This window comes from Streptacidiphilus sp. MAP5-3, from assembly GCF_041262505.1.
Taxonomy (GTDB): domain Bacteria; phylum Actinomycetota; class Actinomycetes; order Streptomycetales; family Streptomycetaceae; genus Streptacidiphilus.
Genome location: NZ_JBGCCL010000001.1, coordinates 539,355 through 566,337 on the forward strand (window position 1 = coordinate 539,355; position 26,983 = coordinate 566,337).

General features: G+C 70.5%; 26 protein-coding genes, 1 tRNA gene and 1 riboswitch. Of the genes, 11 read left to right on the forward strand and 16 right to left on the reverse strand.

All coding sequences use genetic code 11. The annotated features are described in order from the left end of the window. The first annotated feature begins 94 nt into the window (after positions 1–94). Entirely contained in the window at positions 95–592 is a 498-nt protein-coding gene (gene greA / locus ABH928_RS02370) for a transcription elongation factor GreA (protein ID WP_370061357.1), read from the forward strand. 70 nt (positions 593–662) lie between these two features. Here the strand turns inward: greA and ABH928_RS02375 are convergent, their stop codons facing one another. From ABH928_RS02375 to ilvA, 3 genes are all read right to left on the reverse strand, one after another. Then, on the reverse strand, positions 663–1,529 hold the full coding sequence (locus ABH928_RS02375) for an ABC transporter permease (RefSeq protein WP_370061359.1): 867 nt from the start codon (positions 1,527–1,529) through the stop codon (positions 663–665). Continuing rightward, positions 1,526–2,602: an ATP-binding cassette domain-containing protein gene (locus ABH928_RS02380; protein ID WP_370061362.1), complete on the reverse strand. Its 1,077-nt coding sequence runs from the start codon at positions 2,600–2,602 to the stop codon at positions 1,526–1,528. Before ABH928_RS02380 ends, ABH928_RS02375 begins: the two co-directional genes overlap by 4 nt. A 158-nt stretch (positions 2,603–2,760) precedes the next feature. Next, positions 2,761–3,978 carry a threonine ammonia-lyase gene (gene ilvA / locus ABH928_RS02385; RefSeq protein ID WP_370061364.1) on the reverse strand — a complete coding sequence of 406 codons (1,218 nt, stop codon included), beginning with the start codon at positions 3,976–3,978 and terminating at the stop codon, positions 2,761–2,763. An 82-nt stretch (positions 3,979–4,060) separates the two neighbouring features. Between ilvA and ABH928_RS02390 the strand changes: the two genes are divergently transcribed. Next, positions 4,061–4,561, forward strand: coding sequence for a MarR family winged helix-turn-helix transcriptional regulator (locus tag ABH928_RS02390; RefSeq protein ID WP_370061366.1), 501 nt, complete (start codon positions 4,061–4,063; stop codon positions 4,559–4,561). Positions 4,562–4,619: 58 nt separating this feature from the next. On the opposite strand, the gene ABH928_RS02395 is transcribed toward ABH928_RS02390, so the two are convergent. Together ABH928_RS02395 and ABH928_RS02400 are read right to left on the reverse strand one after the other, a co-directional pair. Then, a complete protein-coding gene (locus ABH928_RS02395) occupies positions 4,620–5,783 on the reverse strand; it encodes a cystathionine gamma-synthase (protein WP_370061368.1) in 1,164 nt (387 codons plus the stop codon). Positions 5,784–5,849: 66 nt separating this feature from the next. Then, positions 5,850–6,593: a phosphotransferase gene (locus tag ABH928_RS02400; protein WP_370061370.1), complete on the reverse strand. Its 744-nt coding sequence runs from the start codon at positions 6,591–6,593 to the stop codon at positions 5,850–5,852. A gap of 116 nt (positions 6,594–6,709) precedes the next feature. Here ABH928_RS02400 and ABH928_RS02405 point away from each other — a divergent pair, with 116 nt between their 5' ends. Both ABH928_RS02405 and ABH928_RS02410 read left to right on the forward strand, forming a co-directional pair. Beyond that, positions 6,710–7,000: a hypothetical protein gene (locus ABH928_RS02405; protein WP_370061372.1), complete on the forward strand. Its 291-nt coding sequence runs from the start codon at positions 6,710–6,712 to the stop codon at positions 6,998–7,000. Between the two features lie 9 nt (positions 7,001–7,009). Further along, positions 7,010–8,035 (forward strand): septum formation family protein, encoded by a 1,026-nt coding sequence (locus ABH928_RS02410; RefSeq protein WP_370061374.1) that lies wholly within the window; start codon positions 7,010–7,012, stop codon positions 8,033–8,035. Between the two features lie 91 nt (positions 8,036–8,126). On the opposite strand, the gene ABH928_RS02415 is transcribed toward ABH928_RS02410, so the two are convergent. Both ABH928_RS02415 and ABH928_RS02420 read right to left on the reverse strand, forming a co-directional pair. Continuing rightward, positions 8,127–9,332, reverse strand: coding sequence for an Ig-like domain-containing protein (locus tag ABH928_RS02415; RefSeq protein ID WP_370061376.1), 1,206 nt, complete (start codon positions 9,330–9,332; stop codon positions 8,127–8,129). Between the two features lie 251 nt (positions 9,333–9,583). Next, complete coding sequence (locus tag ABH928_RS02420) at positions 9,584–9,928, reverse strand: hypothetical protein (protein WP_370061377.1); 345 nt, start codon at positions 9,926–9,928, stop codon at positions 9,584–9,586. A gap of 114 nt (positions 9,929–10,042) precedes the next feature. Between ABH928_RS02420 and ABH928_RS02425 the strand changes: the two genes are divergently transcribed. Next, positions 10,043–10,288, forward strand: coding sequence for a hypothetical protein (locus ABH928_RS02425; protein WP_370061379.1), 246 nt, complete (start codon positions 10,043–10,045; stop codon positions 10,286–10,288). A 418-nt stretch (positions 10,289–10,706) separates the two neighbouring features. On the opposite strand, the gene ABH928_RS02430 is transcribed toward ABH928_RS02425, so the two are convergent. Next, positions 10,707–12,098: a cystathionine beta-synthase gene (locus ABH928_RS02430; protein WP_370061381.1), complete on the reverse strand. Its 1,392-nt coding sequence runs from the start codon at positions 12,096–12,098 to the stop codon at positions 10,707–10,709. A 313-nt stretch (positions 12,099–12,411) separates the two neighbouring features. Between ABH928_RS02430 and ABH928_RS02435 the strand changes: the two genes are divergently transcribed. From ABH928_RS02435 to ABH928_RS02445, 3 genes are all read left to right on the forward strand, one after another. Then, a complete protein-coding gene (locus ABH928_RS02435; RefSeq protein WP_370061383.1) occupies positions 12,412–13,467 on the forward strand; it encodes an SGNH/GDSL hydrolase family protein in 1,056 nt (351 codons plus the stop codon). Between the two features lie 77 nt (positions 13,468–13,544). Then, the gene (locus ABH928_RS02440; RefSeq protein ID WP_370061385.1) at positions 13,545–14,765 is read left to right on the forward strand and encodes an acetyl-CoA C-acetyltransferase; all 1,221 of its coding nucleotides are present in this window, start codon (positions 13,545–13,547) and stop codon (positions 14,763–14,765) included. A 360-nt stretch (positions 14,766–15,125) separates the two neighbouring features. Then, entirely contained in the window at positions 15,126–15,842 is a 717-nt protein-coding gene (locus ABH928_RS02445) for a hypothetical protein (RefSeq protein ID WP_370061387.1), read from the forward strand. A gap of 165 nt (positions 15,843–16,007) precedes the next feature. Here ABH928_RS02445 and ABH928_RS02450 read toward each other — a convergent pair whose 3' ends face one another. Beyond that, entirely contained in the window at positions 16,008–16,187 is a 180-nt protein-coding gene (locus tag ABH928_RS02450; protein ID WP_370061389.1) for a hypothetical protein, read from the reverse strand. A 257-nt stretch (positions 16,188–16,444) separates the two neighbouring features. Between ABH928_RS02450 and ABH928_RS02455 the strand changes: the two genes are divergently transcribed. Further along, positions 16,445–16,669 (forward strand): DUF4287 domain-containing protein, encoded by a 225-nt coding sequence (locus ABH928_RS02455; protein WP_370061873.1) that lies wholly within the window; start codon positions 16,445–16,447, stop codon positions 16,667–16,669. Between the two features lie 65 nt (positions 16,670–16,734). Here ABH928_RS02455 and ABH928_RS02460 read toward each other — a convergent pair. Next, positions 16,735–16,816 (reverse strand) — tRNA-Leu (locus ABH928_RS02460). A gap of 332 nt (positions 16,817–17,148) precedes the next feature. Between ABH928_RS02460 and ABH928_RS02465 the strand changes: the two genes are divergently transcribed. Both ABH928_RS02465 and ABH928_RS02470 read left to right on the forward strand, forming a co-directional pair. Then, positions 17,149–17,907, forward strand: a complete 759-nt coding sequence (locus ABH928_RS02465; RefSeq protein WP_370061391.1) for an ABC transporter ATP-binding protein — start codon at positions 17,149–17,151, stop codon at positions 17,905–17,907. Between the two features lie 35 nt (positions 17,908–17,942). Beyond that, positions 17,943–20,495 carry an ABC transporter permease gene (locus ABH928_RS02470; RefSeq protein ID WP_370061393.1) on the forward strand — a complete coding sequence of 851 codons (2,553 nt, stop codon included), beginning with the start codon at positions 17,943–17,945 and terminating at the stop codon, positions 20,493–20,495. A gap of 175 nt (positions 20,496–20,670) precedes the next feature. Here the strand turns inward: ABH928_RS02470 and ABH928_RS02475 are convergent, their stop codons facing one another. The 6 genes from ABH928_RS02475 to ABH928_RS02500 all read right to left on the reverse strand — a co-directional run bounded on the left by ABH928_RS02475 (position 20,671) and on the right by ABH928_RS02500 (position 26,751). Further along, the gene (locus ABH928_RS02475; RefSeq protein ID WP_370061395.1) at positions 20,671–22,038 is read right to left on the reverse strand and encodes an NAD(P)/FAD-dependent oxidoreductase; all 1,368 of its coding nucleotides are present in this window, start codon (positions 22,036–22,038) and stop codon (positions 20,671–20,673) included. A gap of 383 nt (positions 22,039–22,421) precedes the next feature. Further along, positions 22,422–23,321 carry an exopolyphosphatase gene (locus tag ABH928_RS02480; protein ID WP_370061875.1) on the reverse strand — a complete coding sequence of 300 codons (900 nt, stop codon included), beginning with the start codon at positions 23,319–23,321 and terminating at the stop codon, positions 22,422–22,424. A 2-nt stretch (positions 23,322–23,323) separates the two neighbouring features. Continuing rightward, on the reverse strand, positions 23,324–23,926 hold the full coding sequence (locus ABH928_RS02485; protein WP_370061877.1) for a DUF501 domain-containing protein: 603 nt from the start codon (positions 23,924–23,926) through the stop codon (positions 23,324–23,326). Positions 23,927–23,999: 73 nt separating this feature from the next. Next, positions 24,000–24,446 (reverse strand): septum formation initiator family protein, encoded by a 447-nt coding sequence (locus ABH928_RS02490; protein ID WP_370061397.1) that lies wholly within the window; start codon positions 24,444–24,446, stop codon positions 24,000–24,002. A 101-nt stretch (positions 24,447–24,547) separates the two neighbouring features. Continuing rightward, positions 24,548–25,828: a phosphopyruvate hydratase gene (gene eno / locus ABH928_RS02495; protein ID WP_370061399.1), complete on the reverse strand. Its 1,281-nt coding sequence runs from the start codon at positions 25,826–25,828 to the stop codon at positions 24,548–24,550. Positions 25,829–26,022: 194 nt separating this feature from the next. Continuing rightward, positions 26,023–26,751, reverse strand: coding sequence for a transglycosylase family protein (locus tag ABH928_RS02500; RefSeq protein ID WP_370061401.1), 729 nt, complete (start codon positions 26,749–26,751; stop codon positions 26,023–26,025). A 3-nt stretch (positions 26,752–26,754) separates the two neighbouring features. After that, positions 26,755–26,912: riboswitch (cyclic di-AMP (ydaO/yuaA leader) on the reverse strand. Positions 26,913–26,983: the final 71 nt, after the last annotated feature.

The following is a 26,983-nucleotide window of genomic DNA, read 5'->3' on the forward strand; positions in this document are numbered from 1 at the left end:
TGACTCCTGGCGTCGGAATTGTTAGGGTTGGGGTTTCGCCCGTTCCCACCGGACGGGCGATGATTTGTATCCCCAGTACCTACGAGGAGCACCAGTGACCCAGACCAGCGACAACGTCACCTGGCTCACCCAGGAGGCGTACGACCAGCTCCGTGCCGAGCTGGAGCACCTGTCGGGTCCCGCACGCACCGAGATCGCCCAGAAGATCGAGCAGGCCCGCGAGGAAGGCGACCTCAAGGAGAACGCCGGCTACCACGCCGCCCGCGAAGAGCAGGGCAAGATGGAGCTGCGTATCCGCCAGCTGACCCAGCTGCTCGAGCGCGCCAAGGTCGGCGAGGCCCCTGCGGACAACGGCGTGGTCGGCCCCGGCATGGTCGTCACCGTCGCCTTCGACGGCGACAAGGACGACACCATGAACTTCCTGCTCGGCTCGCGCGAGGCGGCCTCAGGCGACCTGGAGACCTACTCCCCGCAGTCGCCCCTGGGCCGCGCCATCGACGGCCGCAAGGTCGGCGACGACGTGACCTACGAGCTGCCGAACGGCCGCAAGGCGAACGTCACCATCATCGAGGCCAAGCCCTACACCGGCTGACGTCCGCCTCGCCGCATCGTTCCAGGTACCGCTCCGCACCCCACGCCGACCCCCGGCAGACCACCCGAAGTCAGCCGGTGGCGGAGCGGTACCTGCGTACGGCCAGCCACGAGAAGACGGCCATGATCAGCAGCGACCAGCCTATGGACACCCAGACCGCGTGCTCCATCGGCCAGACCTTGGCCGGGGCTCCCGTCGGGTTGCCGAAGAGCTCACGGCAGGCCTGCACGGTGGCGCTGAACGGGTTCCAGTAGGCGATCGCCTGGAGCCAGCCCGGCATGCCCGCGACCGGCACGAAGGCGTTGGAGACGAAGGTCAGCGGGAAAAGCCAGATCAGCCCGGCCGAGGTGGCCGCCTCGGGGCTGCGCACCGAGAGCCCGATCAGCGCGCCGATCCAGGAGAAGGCGTAGCCGAGCAACAGGAGCAGCCCGAACGCGGCCAGGGCCTTGGGGACGCCGTTGTTGATCCGCCAGCCGACGATGAACGCGACCACGGCCAGCACCAGCACGGTGAACCCGGTCTGCACCAGGTCCGCCCAGGTACGGCCGACCAGCACCGACGAGCGGGTCATCGGCAGCGAGCGGAACCGGTCGACCAGGCCCTTGGTCATGTCCTCCGCGAGCCCGGCCGAGGCCCCGGCCACCGCGAAGGTGACCGTCTGCGCGAAGATGCCCGCCATCAGGTACTGCTTGTAGGCGTCGGCCCCGGCCGCCCCGCTCATGCCGGGCACCGCGATCGCGCCGCCCATCACGTAGGTGAAGAGCAGCACGAACATGACCGGCTGCATCAGCCCGAAGACCACGATCTCGGGGATCCGGGTCATCCGCCGCAGGTTGCGCTTGGCCACGACCCAGGAGTCGTGCGCCATCTGCCCGAGGCCGCCCTTGGCGGGACGCGGCAGCGCGCCCGTGGCGAGGGCGGAGGTGGTCACGGTCATACCCGGGCCTTCTTCCTGCGCGCGTCGGCGCCCTCGTCCCCGTCCCCGGACGGGCGCTCGCCGTCGGCGGAGCGGTCGCCGGAGCCGTCGCCTGCGCCCGCCCCGGAGCCCGTGCCGGAGTCGTCGTCCTCGCTGAAGGTGGCGTGACCGGTCAGCGAGAGGAAGACGTCGTCCAGCGTCGGGCGGCGCAGGCCGATGTCGTGGATGACGATGTCCCGCGCGTCCAGCTCCCGGATCACGTCGGCCAGCACCCGCGCGCCGCCGCTGACCGGGACGGTGATCCGCCGGGTGTGCGGCTCCAGCGTCGCCTCGCCGATGGCGAACGGCGCCAGCGCGTCCATCGCCACCGTCAGCACCGCCGGATCGTTCACCACGACCTCGACGCGCTCACCGCCGATCTGCGCCTTGAGCTGGTCGGCCGTGCCACGCGCGATCACCTTGCCGTGGTCGACCACGGCGATGTCGTGGGCGAGACGGTCGGCCTCCTCCAGGTACTGCGTCGTCAGCAGCAGCGTGGTGCCCTCGGCGACCAGCGTCTCGATGACCTCCCACAGCGCCATCCGGTTGCGCGGGTCGAGGCCGGTGGTGGGCTCGTCCATGAACATCACCGGGGGCCGCACCACCAGCGCGGCTGCCAGGTCGAGGCGGCGGCGCATGCCGCCGGAGTACGTCTTGGCGATGCGCCCGGCCGCGTCGGTGAGGTTGAACCACTCCAGCAGCTCCTTGGCGCGGGCCTTCGCGTCGCGCGCGGACATCTGGTAGAGCTCGCCGACCATCTGGAGGTTCTCCTGGCCGGTCAGGTACTCGTCCACGGCGGCGTACTGGCCGGAGAGGCCCATCAGGCTGCGTACCTCGTTCGGATGTTTCAGCACGTCGACGCCGGCGACCGTGGCCCGCCCCGCGTCGGGCTTGAGCAACGTCGTCAACACGCGGACGGTGGTGGTCTTTCCCGCGCCGTTCGGGCCCAGCAGCCCGAGCACGGTGCCCTCCGGCACGTCCAGGTCCACGCCGTCGAGCGCTCGGACGTCACCGAAGGTCTTCACCAGACCCTCGGCCGTGATCGCCCCTGTCATCGGCCTCGCCTCCCGCCGGGATCGTCACAGGTTCTCCCAGCCTCACCCGTTTGCGATCCTTTGGCACCTCGGACGGTGTGTGGATCACTCCCGGACAGGCTGCTCACAACCTACGGCACAGCACTGACAATCCGGCGGGCTTTTCCGCAGGTGCGGCACTACGCCTGGCTCAGCACCCGATAGCCCTCGGCGCGCAGCTCAGCGACGACCGCCGCGCAGTGCTCCGGGCCCTTGGTCTCCAGCCGCAGGTCGACGTCCGCCTCGCCGAGGCCGAGCTTCGGGTCGGTGCGCACGTGCGCCACGTCGACCACGTTGGCGTCGGTGCGGGAGAGCACCTCCAGCAGCCCGGCCAGGACGCCGGGGCGGTCGTTGATCCGCAGCCGCAGCGACATGTAGCGGCCCGCCGCAGCCATGCCGTGGCGCAGCACCCGCTGCATCAGCAGCGGGTCGATGTTGCCGCCGGAGAGCACCGCGACGACCGGGCCCTCGATCTCGTCGCCGTGCTCCAGCAGTGCCGCGACCGTGCTCGCGCCCGCCGGTTCGACCACCAGTTTGGCCCGCTCCAGGCAGAGCAGCAGCGCCCGTGCCAGCGCGTCCTCACTGACCGTCAGCACCCCGTCGGCGAGCTGGTTGATGATCTCGAAGGGCACGTCGCCCGGGCGGCCGACCTGGATGCCGTCGGCCATGGTCGCGAACCGGTCCAGCGTCACCGGCCGTCCGGCGCGCAGCGACGGCGGGTAGGCCGCCGCGCCCTCCGCCTGGACGCCGATCACCCGCACGTCCGGCCGCACGGACTTGACCGCCGCAGCGATCCCGGCCAGCAGGCCGCCTCCTCCGGTGCCGACCAGGATGGTCCGCACCTCGGGGCACTGCTCCAGGATCTCCAGGCCGACCGTGCCCTGCCCGGCGATGATGTCCGGGTGGTCGAAGGGGTGGATGAAGACCGCGCCGGTCGTCTCCGCGTACTCCAGCGCGGCGGCCAGCGTCGCGTCGAAGTTCTCGCCGACCAACCGGACGTCCGCGCCGTAGTCGCGGGTCGCGGCGACCTTCGGGAGCGGTGCGACGACCGGCATGAAGACCGTCGAGCGGACGCCCAGGGTGCTCGCCGCCAGCGCCACGCCCTGCGCGTGGTTGCCCGCGCTGGCCGCGACCACGCCCGCCGCCCGCTCGACCGGCGACAGCCCGGCGATCCGGACGTACGCGCCACGCAGCTTGAACGAGCCGGTGCGCTGGAGGTTCTCGCACTTCAGCTGAACGGGCGACCCGATCAACTCGGAGAGATGGCGGCTGCTCTCCATCGGAGTGACCCGAGCGACCCCGGCGAGCATCTTGTGTGCGCCGCGGACGTCGTCAAGGGTGATGGGCCAGACGCTCATAGGGTTCAGCCTAGGGCCTGGCGGGGCTAGGCTCGGAAAGCTCAGTCGAACGAGAGATCGCGATTCTCCGATGCCAACGCCGATGCCCGAGAACGACCGCCTCGACCCCGCGGAGGGGCCCGCCGATCCCGGCACCCCTGCGGATCTGCACGACCAGTTGCAGTACCAGGTGGCCATCTTCGCCCGCCGGGTCGAGCAGGCACGCATCGGCGGCCTGGGCGAGCAGCGCAACTCGATGGACCGGGCGGCGTTCCTGCTGCTCAACCGGCTCAACTGGAGCGGCCCGGTGGGCGTCAAGGCGCTGGCGCAGGCGATGGGCATCGACTCGTCGACGGTCACCCGGCAGGTTGCGCCGCTCGTCGACTGCGGCCTGGTGGAGCGCGTCCCCAACCCGGACGACGGCCGCGCGGTGCTGCTGGAGCTCTCCGAGCAGGGCCGCGCCCGGCTGGAGGAGGTCCGGGCCTCGCGCCGGGAGCTGATGCGGATGCTGACGGACGACTGGTCCGAGGAGGACCAGCAGGCCTTCTGCACCCTGCTGACGCGGTTCAACCTCGCGATCAAGGCGCATCACCGGACGTCCTGACCAGCCCTGACCAGCCCTGACGTCCGGCGGCACGCCGGATGTCGTACGAAGGCGCGCGTCAGCCCAACGCGCGCTGCAGGTCGCCCAGCAGGTCGTCGACCGACTCGATGCCGACGGAGAGACGGACCAGGTCGGCGGGGACCTCCAGCGCCGAGCCCGCGGCGGAGGCGTGCGTCATCCGACCCGGGTGCTCGATCAGCGACTCGACGCCGCCCAGCGACTCGCCGAGGGTGAAGAGCTGGGCACGGTTGCAGACCTCGACCGCCGCCTCCTCGCCGTCCCGGTGCCGGAACGACACCATGCCGCCGAAGGCGCGCATCTGCTTGGCGGCGATCTCGTGGCCGGGGTGCTCCGGCAGACCCGGGTAGAGCACCTGGGCGACCTTCGGGTGGCCGGTCAGGAACTCCGCGACGCGGGCGGCGTTGGCGCTGTGACGGTCCATCCGGACGCCCAGCGTCTTGATGCCGCGCATCACCAGCCAGGCGTCGAACGGCCCGGCGACGGCGCCCATCGCGTTCTGGTGGTAGGTCAGCTCCTCGCCGAGCGCGGCGTCGTCGGTGACCAGGGCGCCGCCGACCACGTCGGAGTGGCCGCCCATGTACTTGGTGGTCGAGTAGACGACCACGTCCGCGCCGAGCGCCAGCGGCTGCTGCAGGTAGGGGCTCGCGAAGGTGTTGTCGACCACCAGCAGCGCGCCGGTCTCGTGCGCGATGTGGGCGAGCGCGGCGATGTCGGCGATGCCGAGCAGCGGGTTGCTGGGCGTCTCGGTCCAGATCACCTTGGTGTTCGGACGGATCGCGGCGCGCACGCTGGCCGGGTCGTGGGTGTTGGCGACGGACCACTCGACGCCCCAGCGGCTCAGCACCTTGGCGAAGAGCCGGAAGGTGCCGCCGTAGGCGTCGTTGGGGATGACGATGTGGTCGCCGGGCTTGGTGACCGTGCGGAGCAGGGTGTCCTCGGCCGCCAGTCCGGACGCGAAGGCGAGGCCTCTCCGGCCGCCGTCCAGCGCGGCGAGGTTCTCCTCCAGCGCGGTGCGGGTGGGGTTGGCGGAGCGGCTGTACTCGTAGCCGCCGCGAAGTCCGCCGACGCCGTCCTGCTTGTAGGTGGAGACCTGGTAGATGGGGGTGACCACCGCCCCGGTCTGCGGGTCCGCCTCCTGACCGGCATGGATGGCCAGGGTCTCGAAGGCGTAGTGCTGCTGGTGCTCGCTGTGCTCGCTCATGAGGCCTGAGCGTAGTCCGGGTTGGTCGCGTGACGCCTGATCTGGGGCGACTCCACAAACTTCGGCCTAGGTCAACTCCCAGACCCGGCGGTAGAACGCCGTGCGCACCGGATCGGGGTCGACGCCGTAGGCGTCGAGCAGCAGCGCGTCCCACCCGGGGCCGTAGTTCCACTCCAGGCTCCAGGTCGCCACGGCCAGATCGGCCCAGCGGTTGGCGACACCCAACCGGTCCAGGTCGACGTGTGCGGAGAAGCTGCCGTCGGGGTGGATGAGGGTGTTGGGCGAACACGGGTCACCGTGGCAGACCACCAGCCCGTCGACCGGCGGCGGGTCGGCAAGCTCCGGGTGGGCGGCCGGGTCGACGCCCGCGTCGGCCAGGCGGTCCGCGACGGACCAGGAGAACGGGCAGTCGTCCACCGGCAGCCGGTCGTGCAGCGCGCGCAGCCCGACTCCGATGGCGCGGACGGCGGTGGCCGGGTCGGCCGTCCAGCGCGGCGCGACCGCGCTCTCCCCCGGCAGTCCGGCGGTGACGAGCCACGCGCCGTCGGCGTTCGCGCCCGCATCGAGCACCTTCGGCACGGTCACGTACCGGGCGGCCCAGCGCAGGCGCACGGCCTCCGCGTCGAGGCTCAGGCCGGAGCCGGTCGGTGCCCACTTCACGAAGGTCCGCGCCTCCCCCTCGCCCAGTTGGAAGGCCACTCCCCCGGCCAGGTTGACCCAGACCGGCGTGACCGGCAGGTCCCCGGCGAGCGCCGCGACGGGCGCGGGGACGGCGACGGGGGTGACGGGCAGTCCCGAGGAGACGGTCATCTGCGCATCGTGCCCGCACGGCCCGTCGGCAAGCCACCGTATTTCCGCCGCCACCCCAGGATCCGGCGGGCGCCGACCCCTCGACTCGTGCCACAGAATGTGCCCCGCTATGAGGTATGGCCACATCGATCGAAGAACCCATGCAGAACGCGGTCGACACCCGTCGCGTCGCCCAGACGGCGATCGCCCTGGCCGTCCGCGAGGCCCGCGCTGCGGACTGGTCCTGGGACCGCATCTCCACCGCCCTGGGCGGCTCCCCCAACGGCGAGACCCTGCGCCGCAACTTCGGCGGCGAGGCCGGAGGCCGCCTGGAGCAGCTGATCCCCTTCGGGGCGAGCACCGCTCGGCCGGGCACCGCCCGGGCGACGTGCGCCGAGTGTTCGATGCGACGCCGAGCCATCGGCTAGTCTCACGCGGTGACCCTGACTCCCGCTCCGCCGGCCGCCGGGCAGCCGACCGTTCCGGTCGAACGCCCCAGGACCAGCGCCGCCGCCGTCATCGCCCTGATCGCCGGGGTCCTGGCCCTGGTCCCGGTGGCTGTCGTGCTGGGGATCGTCGCGCTCTTCCGGACCCAGCGCCGGGGACTGCGCGGCAAGCGGCTCGCGGTCGTCGCACTGTCGTTCAGCGCGGCGTGGACCGCGCTGGCCATGATCGGGATCATCGGCACGGCGGCCTACGTCGGGTCGCAGTCCGGACCGGTGGAGACCTTCTCGACCGGCACCTGCTTCAGCTACAGCGACGGCGTCGACGCCAACTCCGGGGTCGACGTCGACGCCTGCGGCAAGCCCCACGACGGCGAGATCGTGGGCGTCTACGGCCTGGGCGGCAGCTTCCCCGGCGCCTCGGCGTCCGAGGTGCAGTCCGCACTCGGCTGCGTCCGGACCGCGGCCCAGGTCGTCGCCGACCCCGGCGGGTTCGGCACCGCGGCCCGGCTCAACGTCTACTTCCCGCCGTCGCAGGCGGCTTGGGACTCCGGCATCCGCTCGGCCACCTGCGTGCTCAGCAACGCCGACGGCAGCGCGCTGACCGGCGACGCGCGCGACGGAAGCAGGCTGACGGCGCAGCAGAAGCAGGTGCTGGCGCTCACCGCGGAGTCGGTGCTGCTGCGGATGAAGCTCGACTACCTCCCCAGCGCGCACTGGCAGATCGCCGCAGCCCTGGAGTCCCGCCTGGCTGCGGTCGACCGCAGCGAAGCGCCGGCGCTGCAGGGCCTCGCGGCCCAGTCCCCTGGCGGCGCGAACGCGGACGGCCTTCCGTCGCTCCTCGCCGCGCTGGCCGAGGCTGAGTCGACCGAAGCCGGGCACGCGAGCGCGAACGCGACGGCGACGACGAGCGCGGCGGCGTGGCAGCGGATCTCGAACGCCCGCACCGCGACGGACCAGGCCGCGGAGAACGCATACGCGGATCTGCGCACCGGCCTCGGGCTCAGCGACCCGGACTGAGCAATCCGGACTGAGCAACCCTTTGCCGAGAGGGGAGTTGCAACCGTCGGGGCCCGCGCCCCGCACGGTTGCGACTCCCCCGCCCGTGCAGCTAGACCGCGCTGCCGGCCTTCCAGCTGGCCCAGTCCACGTTCCAGCCGTTGAGGCCGTTGGACGGGTCGACCGTGCGGTCGCCGGAGTTACGGACCACGACCACGTCGCCCACCATCGAGCTGTTGTAGAACTGCGCCGCGGCCGTCTCCGGGTCGCCCGCGCCCCGGACGTCGTGGAGGCCGACGCAGCCGTGGCTGGTGTTGACGACGCCGAAGATCCCGGAGGACCAGTAGTTGCCGTGGATGAACGTGCCCGAATTGGTCAGCCGCTGGGCGTGGGGGACGTCGGGGATGTCGTACTCGCCGCCGAGGTTGACGGTGCGTGAGTCCATCCGGGTCTGCAGCAGCTTCTCGGATATCACCATCGTGCCCGCCCAGGTGGTGTGCTGGGGACTGCCGCCGGATATCGGGAAGGTCTGGGTGACCTTGCCGTCGCGGGTGACCGTGAGCTGATGGCTGGACAGGTCGGCGACGCTGGTCTGGCTGCGGCCGATCGTGAAGGTGGCCGTGCGGGTCTGGGTGCCGAAGCGGTCCGGTGCGCCCTGGACGTCCTTGAGCGCGATCTTCACGGTGACCCTGGTGCCGGGCTTCCAGAACTCCTGCGGGCGGAAGTCGATACGGTTGTCGCCGAACCAGTGGCCGACGATCTCGACGGGCGGCTGCGAGGTGACCGTGATGGCCCGCTGCACCGCCTTGCGGTCGGATATGGGGTTGTCGAAGCGGATCGAGACCGGCATCCCCACGCCCACCGTGGCCTTGTCGTCCGGCGTGTAGGTGCCGACGAAGGTCTTGGCCGGCTTGCCGGTGGTGAAACCGGCGGCCGTCGTGCCGCTGGTCCCGGAGCTGTCCTTGGCAAGGGCGGAGACCTTGTACGAGGTCAGCGACGACAGCGGGGCGTGGCTCGTCCACGCGGTCCGTTCGGCGTTGAGCTGACCGGGTATCCGCCTGCCGTCGGGGCCGGTCAGTGTGACCGACTCCAGGGTGCCCTGAGCAACCCTCACGGTGACCGGGACGGTCATGTCCGCACCGGTCGTGCCGTCCTTCGGGGTGATGGTCACCGAGGCCTGGGAGGCCTTGGGTGAACTGCCGCCGGACCCCGATCCGGAGCCGGAACCTCCGCCGGTGCATGCCGCGAGCAGCAGCACCGGAGTCCCCACCATCCCGGCCACCACCGAACGCCGGGTCCACTGTGCCGCCGTCGTCATGCCGCCTCACTCCTGCCCTCGACCGTCGCTTCTTTCGCCTCTCGGCACATCACCCTAAAACGGACAATTGAAAGAAGCCCAATCCGGACTTTCCAGGCCAAGCACAACGGATCCGGCAGCAAGCGGCAACAGGCGAACGGATGATTCGACGGAGCGTCACCAACCACCCGCCCGCCAACAGCCAGGAGGAGGGCCCACTCAAGGCCCTCCTCCTGGCCCTGCTCGGGCCCTGATCGAGCCCTACTCGCGGCTTACTCGTCGTCCTCGCCGAGCAGCTCCCAGTCCTCGTTCTCCTCGTCGTAGTCGACCGGCTGGGTCTCCCAGCCCGCCTCGGCGAGCTCGACGCCGGGGATGGCCTCCAACATCGCCACCGGGTCGATGAAGTGGGCGATCGCGCCGCTGGGGTCGACGTTGATCGCCTCGACCGCCTCCGCGCGCTCGTCGTCCTCGAGGTACCCGTCCTTCTCGACCTGCTCAAGCGCCGCTGCCTGCAGCGCCTTCTCATCCACGATCTCCACGATCAGCTCGATCTGGAGGCGGATGTACCGCGGTCCGCCCTCGTCCGGCAGACCGGCCGCGCTGCTCTCAGTAGTCATGGCCCGAGCCTATCCAAACCCGACGACGCTGATTAGCATCGTTCGCGTCGGTACTGGCATGGTCAGTGCAGGAGCACAGCGACGTACGACGCACCTCAAGGAACGGGAGCGCCCGTGGGCGGCCGTCACCTCACCACCACCGCGGTAGCCGCGGGAATCGGCATCGCCGCCTCGGTGGCGCTCATCCCCTTCGCCTCCGCCGCCGCGCAGGGCGACAACCCCACCCACGTACAGGCCGTGACGACGGCAGCGGCCGTCCAAGGGGCGACCCGGGCGCCGGACGCCGTCCCCTACATCGGCGGAGCGGCGGGCTTCCTGCTGGCCGGTGCGGGCCTGATCCTGGTCCGCCGCAACACCTGACGCGGCGTCGGGCGTTCGAACAGCACCAGCTGCAGAAAGCACCAGCAGGGCCGGCCCGATGGGCCGGCCCTGCTGTCTCCGTCCATCCCCCACCCGGGAATGCGGAGCTGGTGCCGCGGGGCCGCCGCACCCCGTCGGCGTAACCGACAGGGGCGGGACGACGGCGTTCCCCGCGGGCGGACGCGGCCGGCCGGGTCAGGGCCGTCCGACGCGTCCTGGTGGCCGCGGGATCCGGGAGCCGCTCCGGACCTTCGCCGCCACCACGCTCGGCTTTCTTGCCGTCGAGAAGAACAATGCCGGAGCCTTGTTAACCACGTGCTGCCGGAACATGACGCCTACGTACCGTTTGAACTTATTTCTCGATCCTGCGTCCGGCTCACGTCGGCGGGCTCAGGTCTCCGAGCTCACTTTGCCGAGCTCACTTCTCCGACATGAACGTCAACAGGTCCTGGCGGGTCACGATGCCCTGCGGCTTGCCCTCGACCAGGACCACCGCGGCGTCCGCATGACCCAGCACCGCCATCAGGCTGGTGACGGACTCTCCGGAGCCGACCACCGGCAGAGGCGCGGACATGTGGGCGCCCAGCGGGTCGTCCAGACCGAAGGACTTGGCGAACAGACCCTCCAGCAGGTCGCGCTCCACGATGGAGCCGATGACCTCGCCCGCCATGACGTCCGGGTGACCGGCGCCCTGGGAGACGACCGGCATCTGCGAGACGCCGTACTCGCGCAGGATCTGAACCGCCTCGCCGACCGTCTCGTTCGGGTGGACGTGGACGAACTGCGGGATGCCGCCGTGCTCCAGCGCGTCCTTGCGGACCAGCACGTCGCCGGCGACGGCCTCGTCGCCGCCCTCCTCCAGGAAGCCGTAGTCCTGCATCCAGTCGTCGTTGAAGATCTTGCTCAGGTAGCCGCGCCCGGAGTCCGGCAGCAGCACCACGACGACGTCGTCCGGACCGAGGCGCTTGGCCACCTCCAGCGCGGCCACGACGGCCATGCCGCAGGAGCCGCCGACCAGCAGGCCCTCCTCCTTGGCCAGGCGGCGGGTCATCTGGAAGGAGTCCTTGTCGGAGACCGCCACGATCTCGTCCGCGACCGTGCGGTCGTAGGCGGTCGGCCAGAAGTCCTCGCCGACGCCCTCGACCAGGTACGGACGGCCGGTGCCGCCGGAGTAGACGGAGCCCTCCGGGTCCGCGCCGACGACCGTGACCTTGCCGTCGGAGATGTCCTTCAGGTACCGGCCGGTGCCGGAGATGGTGCCGCCGGTGCCGACGCCCGCGACGAAGTGCGTGATCCGGCCGTCGGTCTGCTCCCACAGCTCGGGGCCGGTGGACTCGTAGTGCGAGGCCGGGTTGTTCGGGTTGGAGTACTGGTCCGGCTTCCAGGCACCCGGCGTCTCCCGGACCAGGCGGTCGGAGACGTTGTAGTAGGAGTCCGGGTGCTCCGGCGCGACCGCGGTCGGGCAGACCACGACCTCGGCGCCGTAGGCGCGCAGGACGTTGATCTTGTCAGTGGACACCTTGTCCGGGCAGACGAAGATGCACTTGTAGCCCTTCTGCTGGGCCACGATGGCCAGGCCGACACCGGTGTTGCCGCTGGTCGGCTCGACGATGGTGCCGCCCGGCTTGAGCGCGCCCGAGGCCTCGGCGGCCTCGATCATCTTCATGGCGATGCGGTCCTTCACGGAGCCGCCGGGGTTGAAGTACTCCACCTTGGCCAGGACCGTGGCGGAAATGCCTTCGGCCACCTTGTTCAGCTTGACCAGGGGGGTGTTCCCGACCAGGTCGATGATCGAGTCGTGGTACCGCACGGGGTCCTCCGCGGATGCATGACGGAAATACGCGGGACCAGTCGGTTTGTCGACCCCGCGAGAGCCAGCGTAGTGGGGGAGACTCGGTCAGGCGGAGGAGCAAGGGCCTGGACATCGGACGAACGGCACCGGACGAACGACACTGAACGAACGGCACCGGACGGACACCGGTACGTCCGGGCCGAAACCCGAGCGAGTCCGTGCACGTTACCGGGTATTGACGCAGTGATGCACTGATACCGGGTCGCCCGGCCGTGCGGGACCGGCACCACCCGCGGCCGAACGATCCGGACCGACCCACATGGGGGTGGTCATGTCTCGTGAACGAGTCGCCCGACGGATCGCCGCAGCGGCGGCCTACGGCGGAGGAGGTATCGGCCTGCTCGGCGTGGGATTCGTCGGGCTGCTGCTGGCCGAGGCGAAGATCGCCGAACACACACTGGACTCCCTCAAGGGTGAGCCGCCGCATGCCGACGGCCGGTACGGCACCGCCTTCGCGGCGCAGGACGCCGAACCGCTGCGCTTCGCGGTGCTCGGCGACTCCACGGCGGCCGGCTTCGGCGTCGACCGGGGCCGCGAGACGCCGGGCGCCCTGCTGGCCCAGGCGATCGCCTCGGTCGCCGAGCGGCCGGTGGACCTGATGGTCACCGCCGCCAACGGGGTGACCTCGCAGGACCTGGCCCGCCAGGTCGACACGGTCCTCGAAGCCTTCGGCCCGGACGGTCCGGAGGTCGCGCTGATCATGATCGGCGCCAACGACGTGACCCAGATGGTGAAGCCCGCCGCCTCGGTCCGGTTGCTCGGCGACGCGCTCAAGCGGCTGCGGGCCAACGGCACCGAGGTGGTGGTGGGCACCTGCCCGGATCTCGGCACCATCGAGCCGGTACGCCCGCCGCTGCGCTGGCTGGCGCGGCGGGCCAGCCGTCAGCTGGCGGCGGCCCAGTCGATCACGGTGGTCGAGGCGGGCGCGCGCAGTGTCTCCCTCGGTGACCTGCTGGGTCGGGAGTTCCGCGGGCGGCACGAGATGTTCGCCTCCGACCGCTACCACCCCTCCGCGCGCGGCTACGCGACGGCGGCGATGGCCATGCTGCCCACGCTCTGCGCGGCGCTGGGGATCTGGCCCGAGCTCCCGGTCAAGGCCCGGACCGAGGGCCTGCACACACTCGCCAAGGCGGCGGCCGTCGCCGCAGGTCACGGCGGCACGGAGGTCGCCCCCGCCGGCCACTGGGCGCAGCTGCTGCGCCGGGCCCGACGTCCGCTGAACGCGACCGGCGCCAACGGGGCCCACGTGGAGGGGACCGCTCCCGCGCCGGGCGTGTCTACGTCAGACACCTCACACGTGGGCAGCGCTGACGCGGCGGCTACCTGAGAGTAGCTTTCTCAGGTGGTCTGCCTGCCCGGCGGCTCCACCCACACGTTCACTCCCCCAGCAGCTCAGGAGCAACGATGCCCGAAGCCGTAATCGTCAGCGCCGCCCGTTCGCCGATCGGCCGGGCGGGAAAGGGCTCCCTGAAGGACATTCGCCCGGACGACCTGACCGCGCAGATCGTCGCCGCCGCACTCGCCAAGGTGCCGCAGCTCGACCCGCGTGACATCGACGACCTGATGCTGGGCTGCGGCCTGCCCGGCGGCGAGGCCGGACACAACCTGGGCCGCGTGGTCGCGGTGCAGCTGGGCATGGACCACCTGCCCGGCTGCACCATCACCCGCTACTGCTCCTCCTCGCTGCAGACGAGCCGGATGGCGCTGCACGCGATCAAGGCGGGCGAGGGCGACGTTTTCATCTCGGCCGGTGTCGAGACCGTCTCGCGCTACGTCAAGGGCAGCTCGGACGGCCTGCCGGACACCAAGAACCCGCTCTTCGCCTCCGCCGAGGAGCGGACCGTGACCCGCGCCGGGGCCGGCGCGCCGATCTGGCGCGACCCGCGCGAGGACGGCGAGCTGCCTGACGTCTACATCGCCATGGGCCAGACCGCGGAGAACCTCGCCCAGGTCAAGGGCGTCACCCGCCGCGACATGGACGAGTTCGGCGTCCGCAGCCAGAACCTGGCCGAAAAGGCCATCGCCGACGGCTTCTGGGCCCGCGAGATCACCCCGGTGACGACGCCGGACGGCACGGTCGTCAGCAAGGACGACGGCCCGCGTGCGGGCGTCACCCTGGAGGGCGTCGAGGGCCTCAAGCCGGTCTTCCGCCCCGACGGCCTGGTGACCGCGGGCAACTGCTGCCCGCTGAACGACGGTGCGGCGGCGCTGGTGATCATGTCCGACACCAAGGCGAAGCAGCTCGGCCTGACCCCGCTGGCCCGGATCGTCTCCACCGGTGTCTCCGGCCTCTCCCCCGAGATCATGGGCCTCGGCCCGGTCGAGGCCTCCAAGCAGGCCCTCAAGCGCGCCGGTCTGTCGATCTCGGACATCGACCTGGTCGAGATCAACGAGGCCTTCGCGGCCCAGGTGATCCCCTCCTACCGCGACCTCGGCATCGACCTGGACCGCCTGAACGTCAACGGCGGCGCGATCGCGGTCGGCCACCCCTTCGGCATGACCGGCGCCCGCATCACCACGACGCTGATCAACTCCCTGCAGTGGCACGACAAGCAGTTCGGCCTGGAGACCATGTGCGTGGGTGGCGGGCAGGGCATGGCGATGGTCATCGAGCGACTGAGCTGAGGCGTAGCGCAGCGGAGCCGAAGCGGAAGCGCGCACCAGCATCGAGCGACTGAGCTGAGGCGCAGCGCAGCGTCCGAGGCTTCTCAGATTTCTCTCATAATGACCCGTTTGGGCCAATAGCACGTGGGTAAGGGTTGGGTCACGTTCCGACGCGGCCCAACCCGTTTTCTTTATACAACGCTCACAACCGATCGACAGAGTGCAACCGAGCGACTGCATTCCGTCGACTTCTGCGTTCCGGGCAATTCCTGCAATGTCGGACGTCACAAATTAAAAGGACATTACGCACTGCCAGGATTGGCCTCGGTGGGGCACTGTTGTCGTGACCGCTCGTACGACTCCTCGCAAGGGGTGCCTCCCGTGATCGTCGCCCTTCTCGTTCTGCTCGCGCTGGTTGCCGCCCTCGCCGCTGCCGCGCTGCTTTCTGCGCGCGCCATGTCCCGGCGCCTGGAGTCGACCGTCCGTCGCGCGGTCGGCATCGCGCTCGCCGAGGACCGGGAAAGGGAAATAGCCGAGGCCCGCACGTTCTGGGCCGAGCAGGAGGCCCGCGCCGCGGAGGATTCCGTGGACATGGACCCGGTGTCCGTGGACACGCTGATGGCGGAGAACACCATGTTCCTGCCCGCCCCGCGCGGATTCGTCGACGAGACCGGTGAAATGGACCCGGAGTTCGCCGACGCACTGCGCTCCGCGCTGGAGGAGATGATCTCCGAGGGCGACCGCGCCCCGCTCCCCGCCCACCCCGCGCAGCCCGGCTTCGTCCCGCAGCCCACCCCCACCCCCGAGTGGACCGACCTGCGCCTGCTGGAGCTGGTCGAGGTCGGCACCACGCTGAAGGACGTCCGCCCCGGTCCGATGGGCACGCTCGACGTGTACGTCTTCGAGGACGAGACCACGCTCTGTATCGCGCCTGGTGATCAGGCGACAGGCCGTCGCATCCGCGAGGCCGTCGCCGACGGCACCGACGTCCGCCTCCTCGGCACCTCGCGCCTCCCCGGCGCGCACGCCCTGACCTTCGCCCTCTCGGACACGGAGACGGTCTACGTCCTGGCGGACCGCGTCGTCGCGAGCCTGTAGCAGGAGTTCTCCAGCACAGGGGAAGGTGCACTATCCAGGGGCGCGGGGAACTGCGCGACAAGCCACCCGGTCAGGTAGGGCCCCGAACGAACAGGGCCATCCGCTCATCGATGGTTGTTCGCGCAGTTCCCCGCGCCCCTGAGGTGCTGCAACGCACCGAACTGCCTACAGTGCGGCGACCTCGGCTATCTCAGCCAACGTGTCGGCCAGCACCCGCTCCGCGTCCGGCACCGCGCCCGCGGCCAGCGCGAGCGCCAGATCGTGGGCCGTCGCCGCGATCTGATCCCCCACCACGAACGCCCCCGCGTCCGGCACCTCCGTCGGCGCGCCGGCTGCCGAAGCCATCGCGCGGGCCAGCGCGAGCCCGGCGGGCGCGGTGCGCGCGAGCCTACTCTGGGGGAGCGAGCGGAAACGGTCCGCCAAACGCTCAGCGGCAGCGACAAGTGGAGTCGGATCGAGCATGGAGCGAGCGTATCCGCGCATCAGGGATGGAGCCACGCGCCCCTGGGTACGCAAGCCTCGACGCAGACTGTTGCCATCGCCCCCACCCTGCGGCACAGTCGTGAAACGGACCGCTCCATCGGAGGCGCCTTGTGACCCTCATGTACTCCGCAGAGACCCACCAGAACCTGATCTCCCGCATCCCCGGCGTGACCGGCCGCACCATGGACGACTGGCTCCACGTCGTCGCCGACGGCCCCTCCCTCATCCGCTGTGAGGAAAAGATCGAATGGCTCCGCCGCGAGTACGAGCTCTCGTACGGCTACGCCAAGGCGATCATCCACGAGTTCGACCTGCGCCGGGCCGCCGCGCGGATGACGCACTGAGCCTGCTCCGCCAGCCGGCCGCGCAGCACCATGGCCTGACCATGTCAGGCCATGGTGTGCACACGTGCCCGGAGCCGGATTCGAACCGGCACGGCCTGGCGGCCAGCGAGGTTTAAGCTCGCCGTGTCTGCGTTCCACCATCCGGGCGCAACCCCACGGGGAGAGCCTATCCGGAGCAAGCCTGACCTTGCTCCCGCATGGGTGGAAGTTGACTTGATTTGCTGGACTCTGACAAATCGTCAGGCCTGAACGAGGGTCTGGAGCGGTGCGGGTCAGCGCGTTCGACGCTGACCCACACCCTGACCCACGCCGGCGTCCGGCCCTGAGGGGATCCCCGAGGAGACGGAGTCGGGGTCATCCCGGAGAAGGAGCATCGGTCAGGTCCTCGGAGCGACTTCCGGGGCGGTCGGGACCACGAGGATGAAGAAGCGGTGAGAAGCCGCCTTCCCTCTGTTGTCCCGAACCTCGGAGATTCCACCGTGACGACCACCGCTCTGCGCACCGCCGCAGCCCGGGCCACGGACCTGTCGAAGGTCTACGGCACGGGCGACACCCGCGTCACCGCACTGGACCACGTCTCGGTGGAGTTCTACCGAGGCGAGTTCACCGCCATCATGGGCCCCTCGGGCTCCGGCAAGTCCACCCTGATGCACTGCCTGGCCGGCCTCGACTCGGTCAGTTCCGGCTCGGCCCGGATCGGCGAGGTCGAGTTGGGCGGGCTGAAGGACAAGCAGCTGACCAAGCTGCGCCGGGATCAGATCGGCTTCGTCTTCCAGGCGTTCAACCTGTTGCCGACGCTGACGGCGCTGGAGAACATCACGCTGCCGATGGACATCGCCGGTCGCAAGCCCGACCAGGCGTGGATGCAGCAGGTCATCGCGGCCGTCGGCCTGGCCGACCGCCTCGGTCACCGGCCCAGCCAACTCTCCGGCGGCCAGCAGCAGCGTGTGGCCTGCGCCCGCGCCCTGGCCTCCAAGCCGGAGATCATCTTCGCCGACGAGCCCACCGGCAACCTCGACTCCCGCTCCGGCGCGGAGATCCTGGGCTTCCTGCGCTCGTCCGTGCGCGACCTCGGCCAGACCATCGTGATGGTCACCCACGACCCGGTCGCCGCCTCGTACGCGGACCGGGTGGTCTTCCTCGCCGACGGCCGCATCGTCGACGAGCTGCACGGCCCCACCGCCGACGGCGTGCTGGACCGGATGCGCCGGTTCGACGCCAAGGGCCGGACCAGCTGAGGCGCGAGACGCCGCGAGACGAGAGCCCATCACCCATGTTCAAGACCGCACTGCGCAACGTGCTGTCCCACAAGGGACGCCTGCTGATGACGATGCTCGCCGTCGTCCTGGGGACCGCCTTCGTGGCCGGGACCCTGGTCTTCTCCGACTCGGTCAGCACCGCGCTGAAGAACAGCCTTTCCCACGACTACGACAACGTCTCCGTCCGGGTGGACAACCAGGCCACCGGTATCGAGCGGAGCGAGAAGAACAACAACAGCGCCGCCGATCCGCTCACCGCGCAGACGCTGCACCGGATACAGGCTCTGCCCGGCACGGCCTCGGCCGTGGGCACGGTCAGCGGCTTCGCCGGGATCGCCGACGCGAACGGCAACCTGGTCGGCGACGCTGGCAGCACCAACGGCGCCAACTGGAGCCCGGGCAGCGGCGGTAGCGACCCGCGCTACCCGATGGTCCAGGGCACCGGCCCGGCCACCGCGGGCCAGGTCGCCGTCGACCAGAAGACCGCCGCCAAGAACGGCGACAAGGTCGGTGACACGATCCGGATCGCCGTCAACGGCCCGGTCATGCGGCTGACGGTCACCGGCATCTTCACCACCACCGACCCGCAGGTCACCTCGGGCGGCTCGCTGGTGCTCTTCGACACCCCGCTGGCGCAGCAGCTCTACGCCAAGGCCGGGCAGTTCGGCACCATCGACGCCACCGCCAGGCCCGGCACCAGCCAGGACGCGCTGGCGAGCGAGATCGAGCAGGTGGTCCCGCGCAGCGCCAACATCACCGTGCACACCGGCGCGCAGCTGACCGCCGACGCCAAGACGATGGTCGAGAACGGCACGTCCACCATGAAGACGGCGCTGCTGTTCTTCGCCGGGATCGCGCTCTTCGTCGGCGTGTTCCTGATCTCCAACACCTTCACCATGCTGATCGCCCAACGCACCCGTGAGCTGGCACTGTTGCGCGCGCTCGGGGCGAGCCGGCGTCAGGTGCGGCGCTCGGTGCTGATCGAGGCACTGCTGGTCGGGTTCACCGCCTCTGTGGTCGGCCTCGGCGCCGGGGTCGGGATCGGCGCGGCGCTCAAGGCCTGGGCCGGGACCAGCGGCAACCTGCCGGGCGGCGGCCTGACGGTCAGCGCCTCCACCGTCGTGACCACGCTGCTGGTCGGCACGGTGGTCACCTCGCTGGCGGCGCTCTTCCCCGCGCTGCGCGCCTCCCGGGTCGCCCCGGTCGCGGCGATGAGCAGCAACGAACAGCCGTCCTCGCAGCGCAGCCTGGTGATCCGGAACAGCCTCGGCGGCGTGCTCGCCGGTCTCGGCATCGCCGCGGTGCTGATGGGCGTGAACCAGGGCGGCAGCAACGGCCGGCTGCCGGTCGGACTCGGCGCGGCGCTGCTGGTGCTCGGCGTCTTCGTGCTGACGCCGCTGCTCTCCCGCCCGATCATCGCGGCCACCGGCCCGGTCTTCCGCGGCCTGTTCGGCGTCAGCGGCAAGCTGGCCAAGCAGAACGCGATCCGCAACCCGCGTCGCACGGCGGCGACCGCGTCCGCGCTGACCATCGGCGTCACGCTGATCTCGGCGCTGACCGTCATCGGCTCCTCGGTCAACTCGGCCGTGGCGGGCCAGGTCACCGCCAACATGAAGGCGGACTACGCGGTCGAGATGCAGATGGGCTTCCCGGTCTCCCCCACGCTGGCCGACGAGCTCCGGAGCGCCCACGGCGTCACGGCCAGCAGCGTGATGGACAGCCAGTACCTGCAGACCGCCGGTGGAGCGCTCTCCGTCAACGGCTTCGACGAGACCACGTTCGACCAGCTGGTCGCACCGGTGATGACCACGGGCTCCGCGACCTCGCTGAGTCAGGGTCAGATACTGCTCTCCGCCGACGAGGCGAGCACGCGTCACCTCGGCGTCGGCAGCACGATGCAGGTGCAGTACCCGAACGGCACCAGCGGCACGGTCACCGTCGGCGGCGTCTACCAGAAGAGCGGTCTGCTCGGCCCGGCGATCCTCGGCGAGCAGGCACTCGCCCCGCACACCACGGCGCCGCTCTACAACGCCGTCCTGGTGAAGTCCGACGGCGGCGCCACCACCGCCAACGAGCAGGCCCTGCGGGACGCGACCGGCCGCAACCCGCTGGTCAAGGTCGAGTCGCAGCAGCAGATGATCGACCAGTTCAGCTCGACCATCTCGATGATGCTCACCATCCTCTACGCGCTGCTGGGCATGGCGGTCCTGATCGCCGTCCTCGGCGTGGTCAACACGCTGGCGATGTCGGTCTTCGAGCGCAAGCGCGAGCTGGGCATGCTGCGGGCCATCGGCTTGGACCGCCGCGGCGTCAAGCGGATGGTCCGGCTGGAGTCGGTGGTGATCGCCGTCTTCGGCGCGGCGATGGGCGTCGCCATCGGCACGTTCCTCGCGTGGGCGGCGAACCGTCTCCTCGCGGCGGACCTGTCCGGGCTCACCACGGTCCTGCCGTGGGGCCAGTTCGTCCTCTTCATCGGCATCGGCGCGAGCGTCGGCCTGCTGGCCGCGCTCTGGCCCGCGCGTCGGGCGGCGAGGCTCGACATCCTCGGGGCGATCAAGACCGACTGAGGGACGTTGCGGATGCCTCGCCCCTGGAAGTGAAAATGCCAGTGCCCCTGCCCGTCGATGACGGGCAGGGGCACTTCTTTTTACGGCAGCGGTGCCGGTTATGAGCACCACGGGCTGTGGTCCGGCGACGCTGCCGGGCTTGGGGAGCAGCTGACCCGTGAGGGGTCGGCCGGCGTCAGGCGGAGACGGTTTCCTTGGCGGGCGCAGCCGGCGCCGCGGGGAGCGTCTTCGCGGGACCAGCCGCCTCGACGAACACCTCGCGCGGCTTCTCCATCTCCACCAGGGAGACGGTCTCACGCTTGAGGAACATGGCCAGCGTCCAGTCGGCGAACACGCGCACCTTGCGGTTCATGGTGGGCACGCGGCTGCCGTGGTACAGGCGGTGGAACCACCAGGCGGGGCGGCCCTTCAGCTTGTACTTGCCGAAGAGGATCGCCACACCCTTGTGCAGGCCGAGACCGGCGACCGCACCCAGGTTCTTGTGCTTGTACTCCTTCTGCGGGAAGCCCCGCATGCCGGAGATGACGTTGTCACCCAGCACGAGGGCCTGACGCACGGCGTGCTGCGCGTTCGGCGGGCACCAGGCGCCCTCACCGACGGCGAGGTCCGGCACCTGGGCGTTGTCGCCCGCGGACCAGACGTTGTCGAAGCCCTGGACCTGCAGGGTCGGCGCGGTGTCGACGTGGCCGCGCGGGCCCAGCGGGAGGCCGAAGTTGGCCAGCGCCGGGTTCGGCTTGACGCCCGCCGTCCACACGATGGTGGAGGCGTCGACCTCGACACCGTTCTTCAGGACGACGTGCTTGTCGACGCAGGACTCCATCGAGGTCTCGATGTAGATCTCGATCCCGCGCTCCTCGAGCTTCTCCTTGGTCCACAGACCGAGGTCCGGGCCCATCTCGGGGAGGATGCGGTTGGCTGCCTCGACCACGATGAAGCGCATGTCCTCGCGCTTCACGTTGTGGTAGATCTTCGCCGAGTCGCGGGCCATGTCCTCGACCTCGGCGATGGTCTCGATACCGGCGAAGCCGCCACCGATGACCACGAAGGTCAGCGCCTGCTTGCGCACGGCCTCGTCCGTGGTGGACTCGGCCATGTCGAGCTGGGCCACGACGTGGTTCCGGAGGCTGATGGCCTCCTCGACCGACTTCATGCCGATGCCGTGCTCCGCCAGACCCGGGATCGGGAAGGTGCGGGACACCGAGCCCATCGCGACGACGAGGTAGTCGAAGGGGATCTCGTAGGAGTCGCCGGCTGCGGGCTGCACGGTGGCCACCTTGCGGTCCTGGTCGACCGTGGTGACGTGACCCGTGAGGACCTCGGCCTTCTTCAGGACGCGGCGCAGCGGGGCGACGAGGTTGCGGGGCGCGACGTTGCCGCCGGCCGCCTCGGGGAGGAAGGGCAGGTACGTCATGTACGACCGCGGGTCGACGACCGTGACGGTCGCCTCTCCGTAGCGCATCTTCTTGAGGATGCGCATCGCGGCATACAGGCCGACGTAGCCACCGCCGACAATCAGGATGCGAGGACGCTCCGTGGTGCTCATATCCGAAAGTATCCACCCCCTCCTTGCCTGGCATTTGTCGGCCTACTCACAGGGGTCTGGACAGCACCTGCTACACTTCGCGCCCCCACGTGCGCGGCCGATGCCCCTCCTCACGCACCCCACCCGGCAACCGTGAGAATCCGCAGCTCGACGGCCACATTGCGATTGTGTGTGCGACTGGGACGCGCGACCTGGGATCGGGCTGGTCAGCCCGCCGGAGCGCCTTCAGTCCCACAATTCGGACGAAGTGCCCCGAGAGGTCATCCCTGGGACGGGAACTCCATGTGAAGAAATTCACGAACATTTCCGCGCGACACGAACCCGACCGGTCCGACAGGCCCTGATGTAGCCCTGATGTGGGCCTGCCGAACCGTCAGAGCCCCTCAGAGCACCGTGCTCCAAGCGATGCCGTCGAGGATGTCGTGCTCGCTGACGACCACCTCTGCCGCGCCGGTCCGCTCCATGATCGCGAGCAGCACCAGCGCCCCCGCCGTGATCACGTCGACGCGCCCCGGGTGCATCACCGGGATCGCCGCCCGCTGCTCGTGAGTGGACCCCAACAGCCGCTCGGTGACGGCCCGGACGTCGGCCAGCGGGATCCGGGAGTGGTGCACCGCCTCACGGTCGTAGGCGGGCAGGCCCAGCGCGATGGCCGCCACCGTGGTGACCGTTCCGGCCAGGCCGACCAGAGTCGCTCCTGTGTCGAGCGGGACGACCTCGGCCGCCTGGTCCAGCGCCTTCTTGATGTCGGCGCGCATCGACACGAAGTCGTCGCCGTGCCGCTCGGTCATCCGCACGCAGCCGATGTCGACCGAGCGGGCCGCCTCGACCCGGTCGGTGCCCAGCACGAACTCGGTCGAGCCGCCGCCCAGGTCGAAGACCAGGTAGGGGCCGTGCTCCCCGCTCAGCTCCTTGGTCGCGCCGGTGAAGGAGAGCTGGGCCTCCTCGTCGCCGCTGATGACCTCCGGGTCCACGCCGAGGATCTCGCGGACCCCGGCGGTGAACTCGTCCCGGTTCTCCGCGTCCCGGGAGGCGCTGGTGGCGACGAAGCGGAGCCGGGCGGCGCCCAGCTCGCGGATCACCGTCGCGTAGTCGCGGCAGGCGGCGAAGGTGCGCTCCAGCGCCTCCGGGGCCAGGCGGCCGGTGCGGTCGACGCCCTGGCCGAGCCGGACGATGGTCATCCGCCGGTCCAGCTCGTGCAGCTCGCCCGTGGCCGGGTCGAGGTCCGCGACGAGCAGACGGATAGAGTTGGTGCCGCAGTCGACGCCGGCGACTCGGGTCAGGCTCACGCGGTCTCCCCCGCTTCCTCGGTCTCAGCGTTCTCGGTGTCCTGGGCCCCGCCCACGTTCTCGGCCCCGTCCACGTTCTCGGCCCCGTTCTCGGCCCCGTCCACGCAGACGCACGGGCCCTTGCGCCACCACTCCGGCAGCGCGGCCAACGCCTCGTCGCCCAGCGGGTTCACGCCCGGACCGGCCGCCAGCGAGTGGCCGACCAGCACGTGCAGGCACTTGACCCGGTCCGGCATGCCGCCGGCGCTCGGGAAGCCCTCCAGCACCTCGATGGCGTCGCGGCGGGCGATGTAGTCCTCGTGGGCCCTGCGGTAGCCGTCGGCGAGCTCCGGGTCCTCGGCGAGCCGGGCGGTCTGCTCCTTCATCATCCCGTCCGCCTCCAGGGTGCCGATCAGCGAGGCGGCCCGGGGGCAGGTCAGGTAGTAGAGCGTCGGGAACGGCGTGCCGTCCTCCAGCCGTGGGGCCGTCTCGACGACGTCCGGCAGGCCGCAGGGGCAGCGGTGGGCGACGGCGCGGAGGCCGCGCGGCACTCGGCCGAGCTGGGCCTCGACGGCGGCGCGGTCGGCCTCCGACACGGGTGCGACGGGCTCGGCCGGCATTGCGGAGGTGGACTGGGCGGGACTCTGAGGGTCGTGCGACATGTCTCTATTCTTCAATGTTTGTCGGGGTTCCTCAGCGTCCCGGCTGCGTGGTCCGGTCGGCGGAGTCGAGCGAGCCGAGCAGGCTCTGGTACCAGGGCTGCGCCGCCGCCTGCTGCTGCGCCGAGGGCGAGGCGGTCGCGGTCGGGGTGGGCAGCACGGAGCTGAACGGGGTGTCGCCGGGGAAGCCGTAGTGCAGCCGCTGCCGCGCCTGGGCCTCGACATACGCCGGGTCCTCCCAGCGGGCCCGCTCCCGGCGCAGCTCGTCGACCTGCTGCTGCGCCTGCTGCTGGGCGGCGCGCTGCTGGTCGATCTGCGAGCGCTGGGCGATGAACTGCCGCATCGGATACGCCAACGCCGCGACCAGGGCGCAGACCACGAGCGCGAGCACCGCCGCACGGCCGGTCAGCTTCGGCCGCCGCCGTGCCTGCTTCTGCCCGTCCTGCTTGTGCTCGGCCTGCCGCTGCTTGGCCACCGCCACCCTCGTCGTCCCTCCCTGGCTGTCGGGCGCTCAGACGCCCCACCGCCCCCACCCTAGAGGGTGAAGACAGCGGGGCGTCGGAGGAACCGGGTGAGCTTCGGTCAGCCGTTGAAGCGCGGGAAGGCGCCGCGGCCGGCGTACTCGGCGGCGTCGTCGAGGATCTCCTCGATGCGCAGCAGCTGGTTGTACTTGGCGACGCGCTCGGAGCGGGCCGGGGCACCGGTCTTGATCTGGCCGCAGTTGGTGGCGACGGCCAGGTCGGCGATGGTGACGTCCTCGGTCTCGCCGGAGCGGTGCGACATCATGCAGCGGAAGCCGTTGCGCTGGGCCATCTCGACGGCGTCCAGGGTCTCGGTCAGCGAGCCGATCTGGTTGACCTTCACCAGCAGGGCGTTGGCGGCGCCCTCCTTGATGCCGCGGGCCAGACGCTCCGGGTTGGTGACGAACAGGTCGTCACCGACCAGCTGGACCTTGTCGCCCAGCTCGGCGGTGATGGTCTTCCAGCCCTCCCAGTCGTCCTCGAACAGCGGGTCCTCGATGGAGACCAGCGGGTACGCGGCGACGAGCTCGGCGTAGTAGGCCGTCATCTCGGCGGCGGTGCGGGACTTGCCCTCGAACTCGTAGGCGCCGTCCTTGTAGAACTCGGACGCGGCGCAGTCCAGGGCCAGGGCGATGTCGCGGCCGGGGGTGTAGCCGGCCTCCTTGATCGCCTCGAGGATCAGGTCCAGGGCCTCACGGTTGGAGTCGAGGTTCGGCGCGAAGCCGCCCTCGTCGCCCAGACCGGTGGAAAGGCCACGGGCCTTCAGCACGGCCTTGAGCGTGTGGTAGACCTCGACGCCCCAGCGCAGCGCCTCGGAGAAGGACTCCGCGCCGATCGGAGCGATCATGAACTCCTGGATGTCGACGTTGGAGTCCGCGTGCGAACCGCCGTTGAGGATGTTCATCATCGGGACCGGCAGCACGTGGGCGTTCGGGCCGCCCAGGTAGCGGAAGAGCGGCAGGTCGCTGGCCTCGGAGGCGGCGTGCGCGACGGCCAGGGAGACGCCCAGGATCGCGTTGGCGCCGAGCGAGGACTTGTCGGCGGTGGCGTCCAGGTCCAGCATCGCCTGGTCGATCAGCCGCTGCTCGGTGGCGTCGTAGCCGACCAGCTCCGGGCCGATCTGCTCGATGACGGCGAGCACCGCCTTCTCCACACCCTTGCCGCCGTAACGGGACTTGTCACCGTCACGCAGTTCCAGAGCCTCGAACGCGCCGGTGGAGGCGCCGGACGGCACGGCCGCACGACCGGTGCTGCCGTCGTCGAGGCCGACCTCGACCTCGACCGTGGGGTTGCCTCGTGAGTCGAGGATCTCCCGGGCTACGACGACGTCGATGGAGGGCACAACTGTCTCCTCAGGGGGATGCGGGTTGTTACGCACTGAGCCTAGCCGCATTGTCCGTGCGAACCACTCAGGACCTTTGCACCGTCTTGACTGACGAACACCAAGGACAAAACGGGCGGGCAATACGGACGGAGCCCCTACCCGCCGGTAGGAGCTCCGTCCACCGCTCAAGTGGCGCCTCAGAACAAGGTGCTTCAGAACGAGAGCCTCTCGCCGACGAGGATCAGGTTCGGATTGCCGCCGACCGTGGCGCGGTTCTTCGCGTAGAGCGCGTGCCAGCCGCCCTGGATGTCATGGGACGCGGCGATGCCGGAGAGGGTGTCGCCCGGCTTGACGGTGTAGTCGCCCGTGCCGCCACCGGACGTGTGGCTCGGGGCGTACTGCGGCGTATCGCTCGTCGGCGCACTGCGGTGGTGCGTCGTGTGGTGGGTGCTCGACGTGCCGCCCGAGGACGAGGACGAGGACGACGTGTAGGACGAGTCCGAGCTCGAAGAGTGCGACGACGAGGACGAGGAGGTGTTGGTCGCGGGGGCCGGGCCGCCCTGGCTCAGACCGGCCTGCGGGCCGCAGACAGGCCAGGCGCCAGGCCCCTGACTGGCCAGCACCTTCTCGGCGACGGATATCTGCGCGCCCTCGCTCGCCTGGTCGGCGGTCGACGCATAGGCCCCACCGCCGTAGGCACGCCAGGTGCTCGCGGAGAACTGCAGGCCGCCGTAGTAGCCGTTGCCGGTGTTGATGGACCAGTCGCCGCCGCTCTCGCACTGGGCGACCTTGTCCCAGATGGAGACCGAGGCGGCGTGGGCGCTCGAAGCGCCGAGGATCGGGAGCGCGACGGCCGCGCCTGCCACGCCGGTGGTGGCGACGATGGCCTTGGCCTTGTTGACACGGATGCGGCGATGACGGCCGGTGCCGGAGAACCCCATGCAAATGTTCCTCTCCGACGCCTGCGAGGTGAGCTGTCGGGTTCGGGCCGTGAGGTAGCCCGGGCGCTCTCGCGCCTTCACCCCTAGCCGTGAACCGAGTTCACGGCGACTTACCTGGGTCCCCCGCTCCTGTCCGGTCGTCAACTCGACGTTGCCGCCTCGCGGTGGACAGGACTCGGCGTCCCGCGCGGCGGTGTCCGCTTACGCGGACGACAGGGAGGCTAGGCAGATC

Excerpts from the sequence above, each read along its gene's own strand:
- ABH928_RS02375 (WP_370061359.1), bottom strand. The coding sequence starts at position 1,529 with ATGACCGTGACCACCTCCGCCCTCGCCACGGGCGCGCTGCCGCGTCCC.
- ABH928_RS02485 (WP_370061877.1), bottom strand. The coding sequence starts at position 23,926 with ATGCCGGCCGAGCCCGTCGCACCCGTGTCGGAGGCCGACCGCGCCGCC.
- ABH928_RS02420 (WP_370061377.1), bottom strand. The coding sequence starts at position 9,928 with ATGACTACTGAGAGCAGCGCGGCCGGTCTGCCGGACGAGGGCGGACCG.
- ABH928_RS02390 (WP_370061366.1), top strand. The coding sequence starts at position 4,061 with ATGCCCGAGAACGACCGCCTCGACCCCGCGGAGGGGCCCGCCGATCCC.
- ABH928_RS02380 (WP_370061362.1), bottom strand. The coding sequence starts at position 2,602 with ATGACAGGGGCGATCACGGCCGAGGGTCTGGTGAAGACCTTCGGTGAC.
- ABH928_RS02405 (WP_370061372.1), top strand. The coding sequence starts at position 6,710 with ATGGCCACATCGATCGAAGAACCCATGCAGAACGCGGTCGACACCCGT.
- ABH928_RS02435 (WP_370061383.1), top strand. The coding sequence starts at position 12,412 with ATGTCTCGTGAACGAGTCGCCCGACGGATCGCCGCAGCGGCGGCCTAC.
- ABH928_RS02475 (WP_370061395.1), bottom strand. The coding sequence starts at position 22,038 with ATGAGCACCACGGAGCGTCCTCGCATCCTGATTGTCGGCGGTGGCTAC.
- ABH928_RS02415 (WP_370061376.1), bottom strand. The coding sequence starts at position 9,332 with ATGACGACGGCGGCACAGTGGACCCGGCGTTCGGTGGTGGCCGGGATG.
- ABH928_RS02450 (WP_370061389.1), bottom strand. The coding sequence starts at position 16,187 with ATGGCTTCGGCAGCCGGCGCGCCGACGGAGGTGCCGGACGCGGGGGCG.
- ABH928_RS02395 (WP_370061368.1), bottom strand. The coding sequence starts at position 5,783 with ATGAGCGAGCACAGCGAGCACCAGCAGCACTACGCCTTCGAGACCCTG.
- ABH928_RS02500 (WP_370061401.1), bottom strand. The coding sequence starts at position 26,751 with ATGGGGTTCTCCGGCACCGGCCGTCATCGCCGCATCCGTGTCAACAAG.
- ABH928_RS02455 (WP_370061873.1), top strand. The coding sequence starts at position 16,445 with ATGTACTCCGCAGAGACCCACCAGAACCTGATCTCCCGCATCCCCGGC.
- ABH928_RS02470 (WP_370061393.1), top strand. The coding sequence starts at position 17,943 with ATGTTCAAGACCGCACTGCGCAACGTGCTGTCCCACAAGGGACGCCTG.
- ABH928_RS02400 (WP_370061370.1), bottom strand. The coding sequence starts at position 6,593 with ATGACCGTCTCCTCGGGACTGCCCGTCACCCCCGTCGCCGTCCCCGCG.
- ilvA (WP_370061364.1), bottom strand. The coding sequence starts at position 3,978 with ATGAGCGTCTGGCCCATCACCCTTGACGACGTCCGCGGCGCACACAAG.
- ABH928_RS02440 (WP_370061385.1), top strand. The coding sequence starts at position 13,545 with ATGCCCGAAGCCGTAATCGTCAGCGCCGCCCGTTCGCCGATCGGCCGG.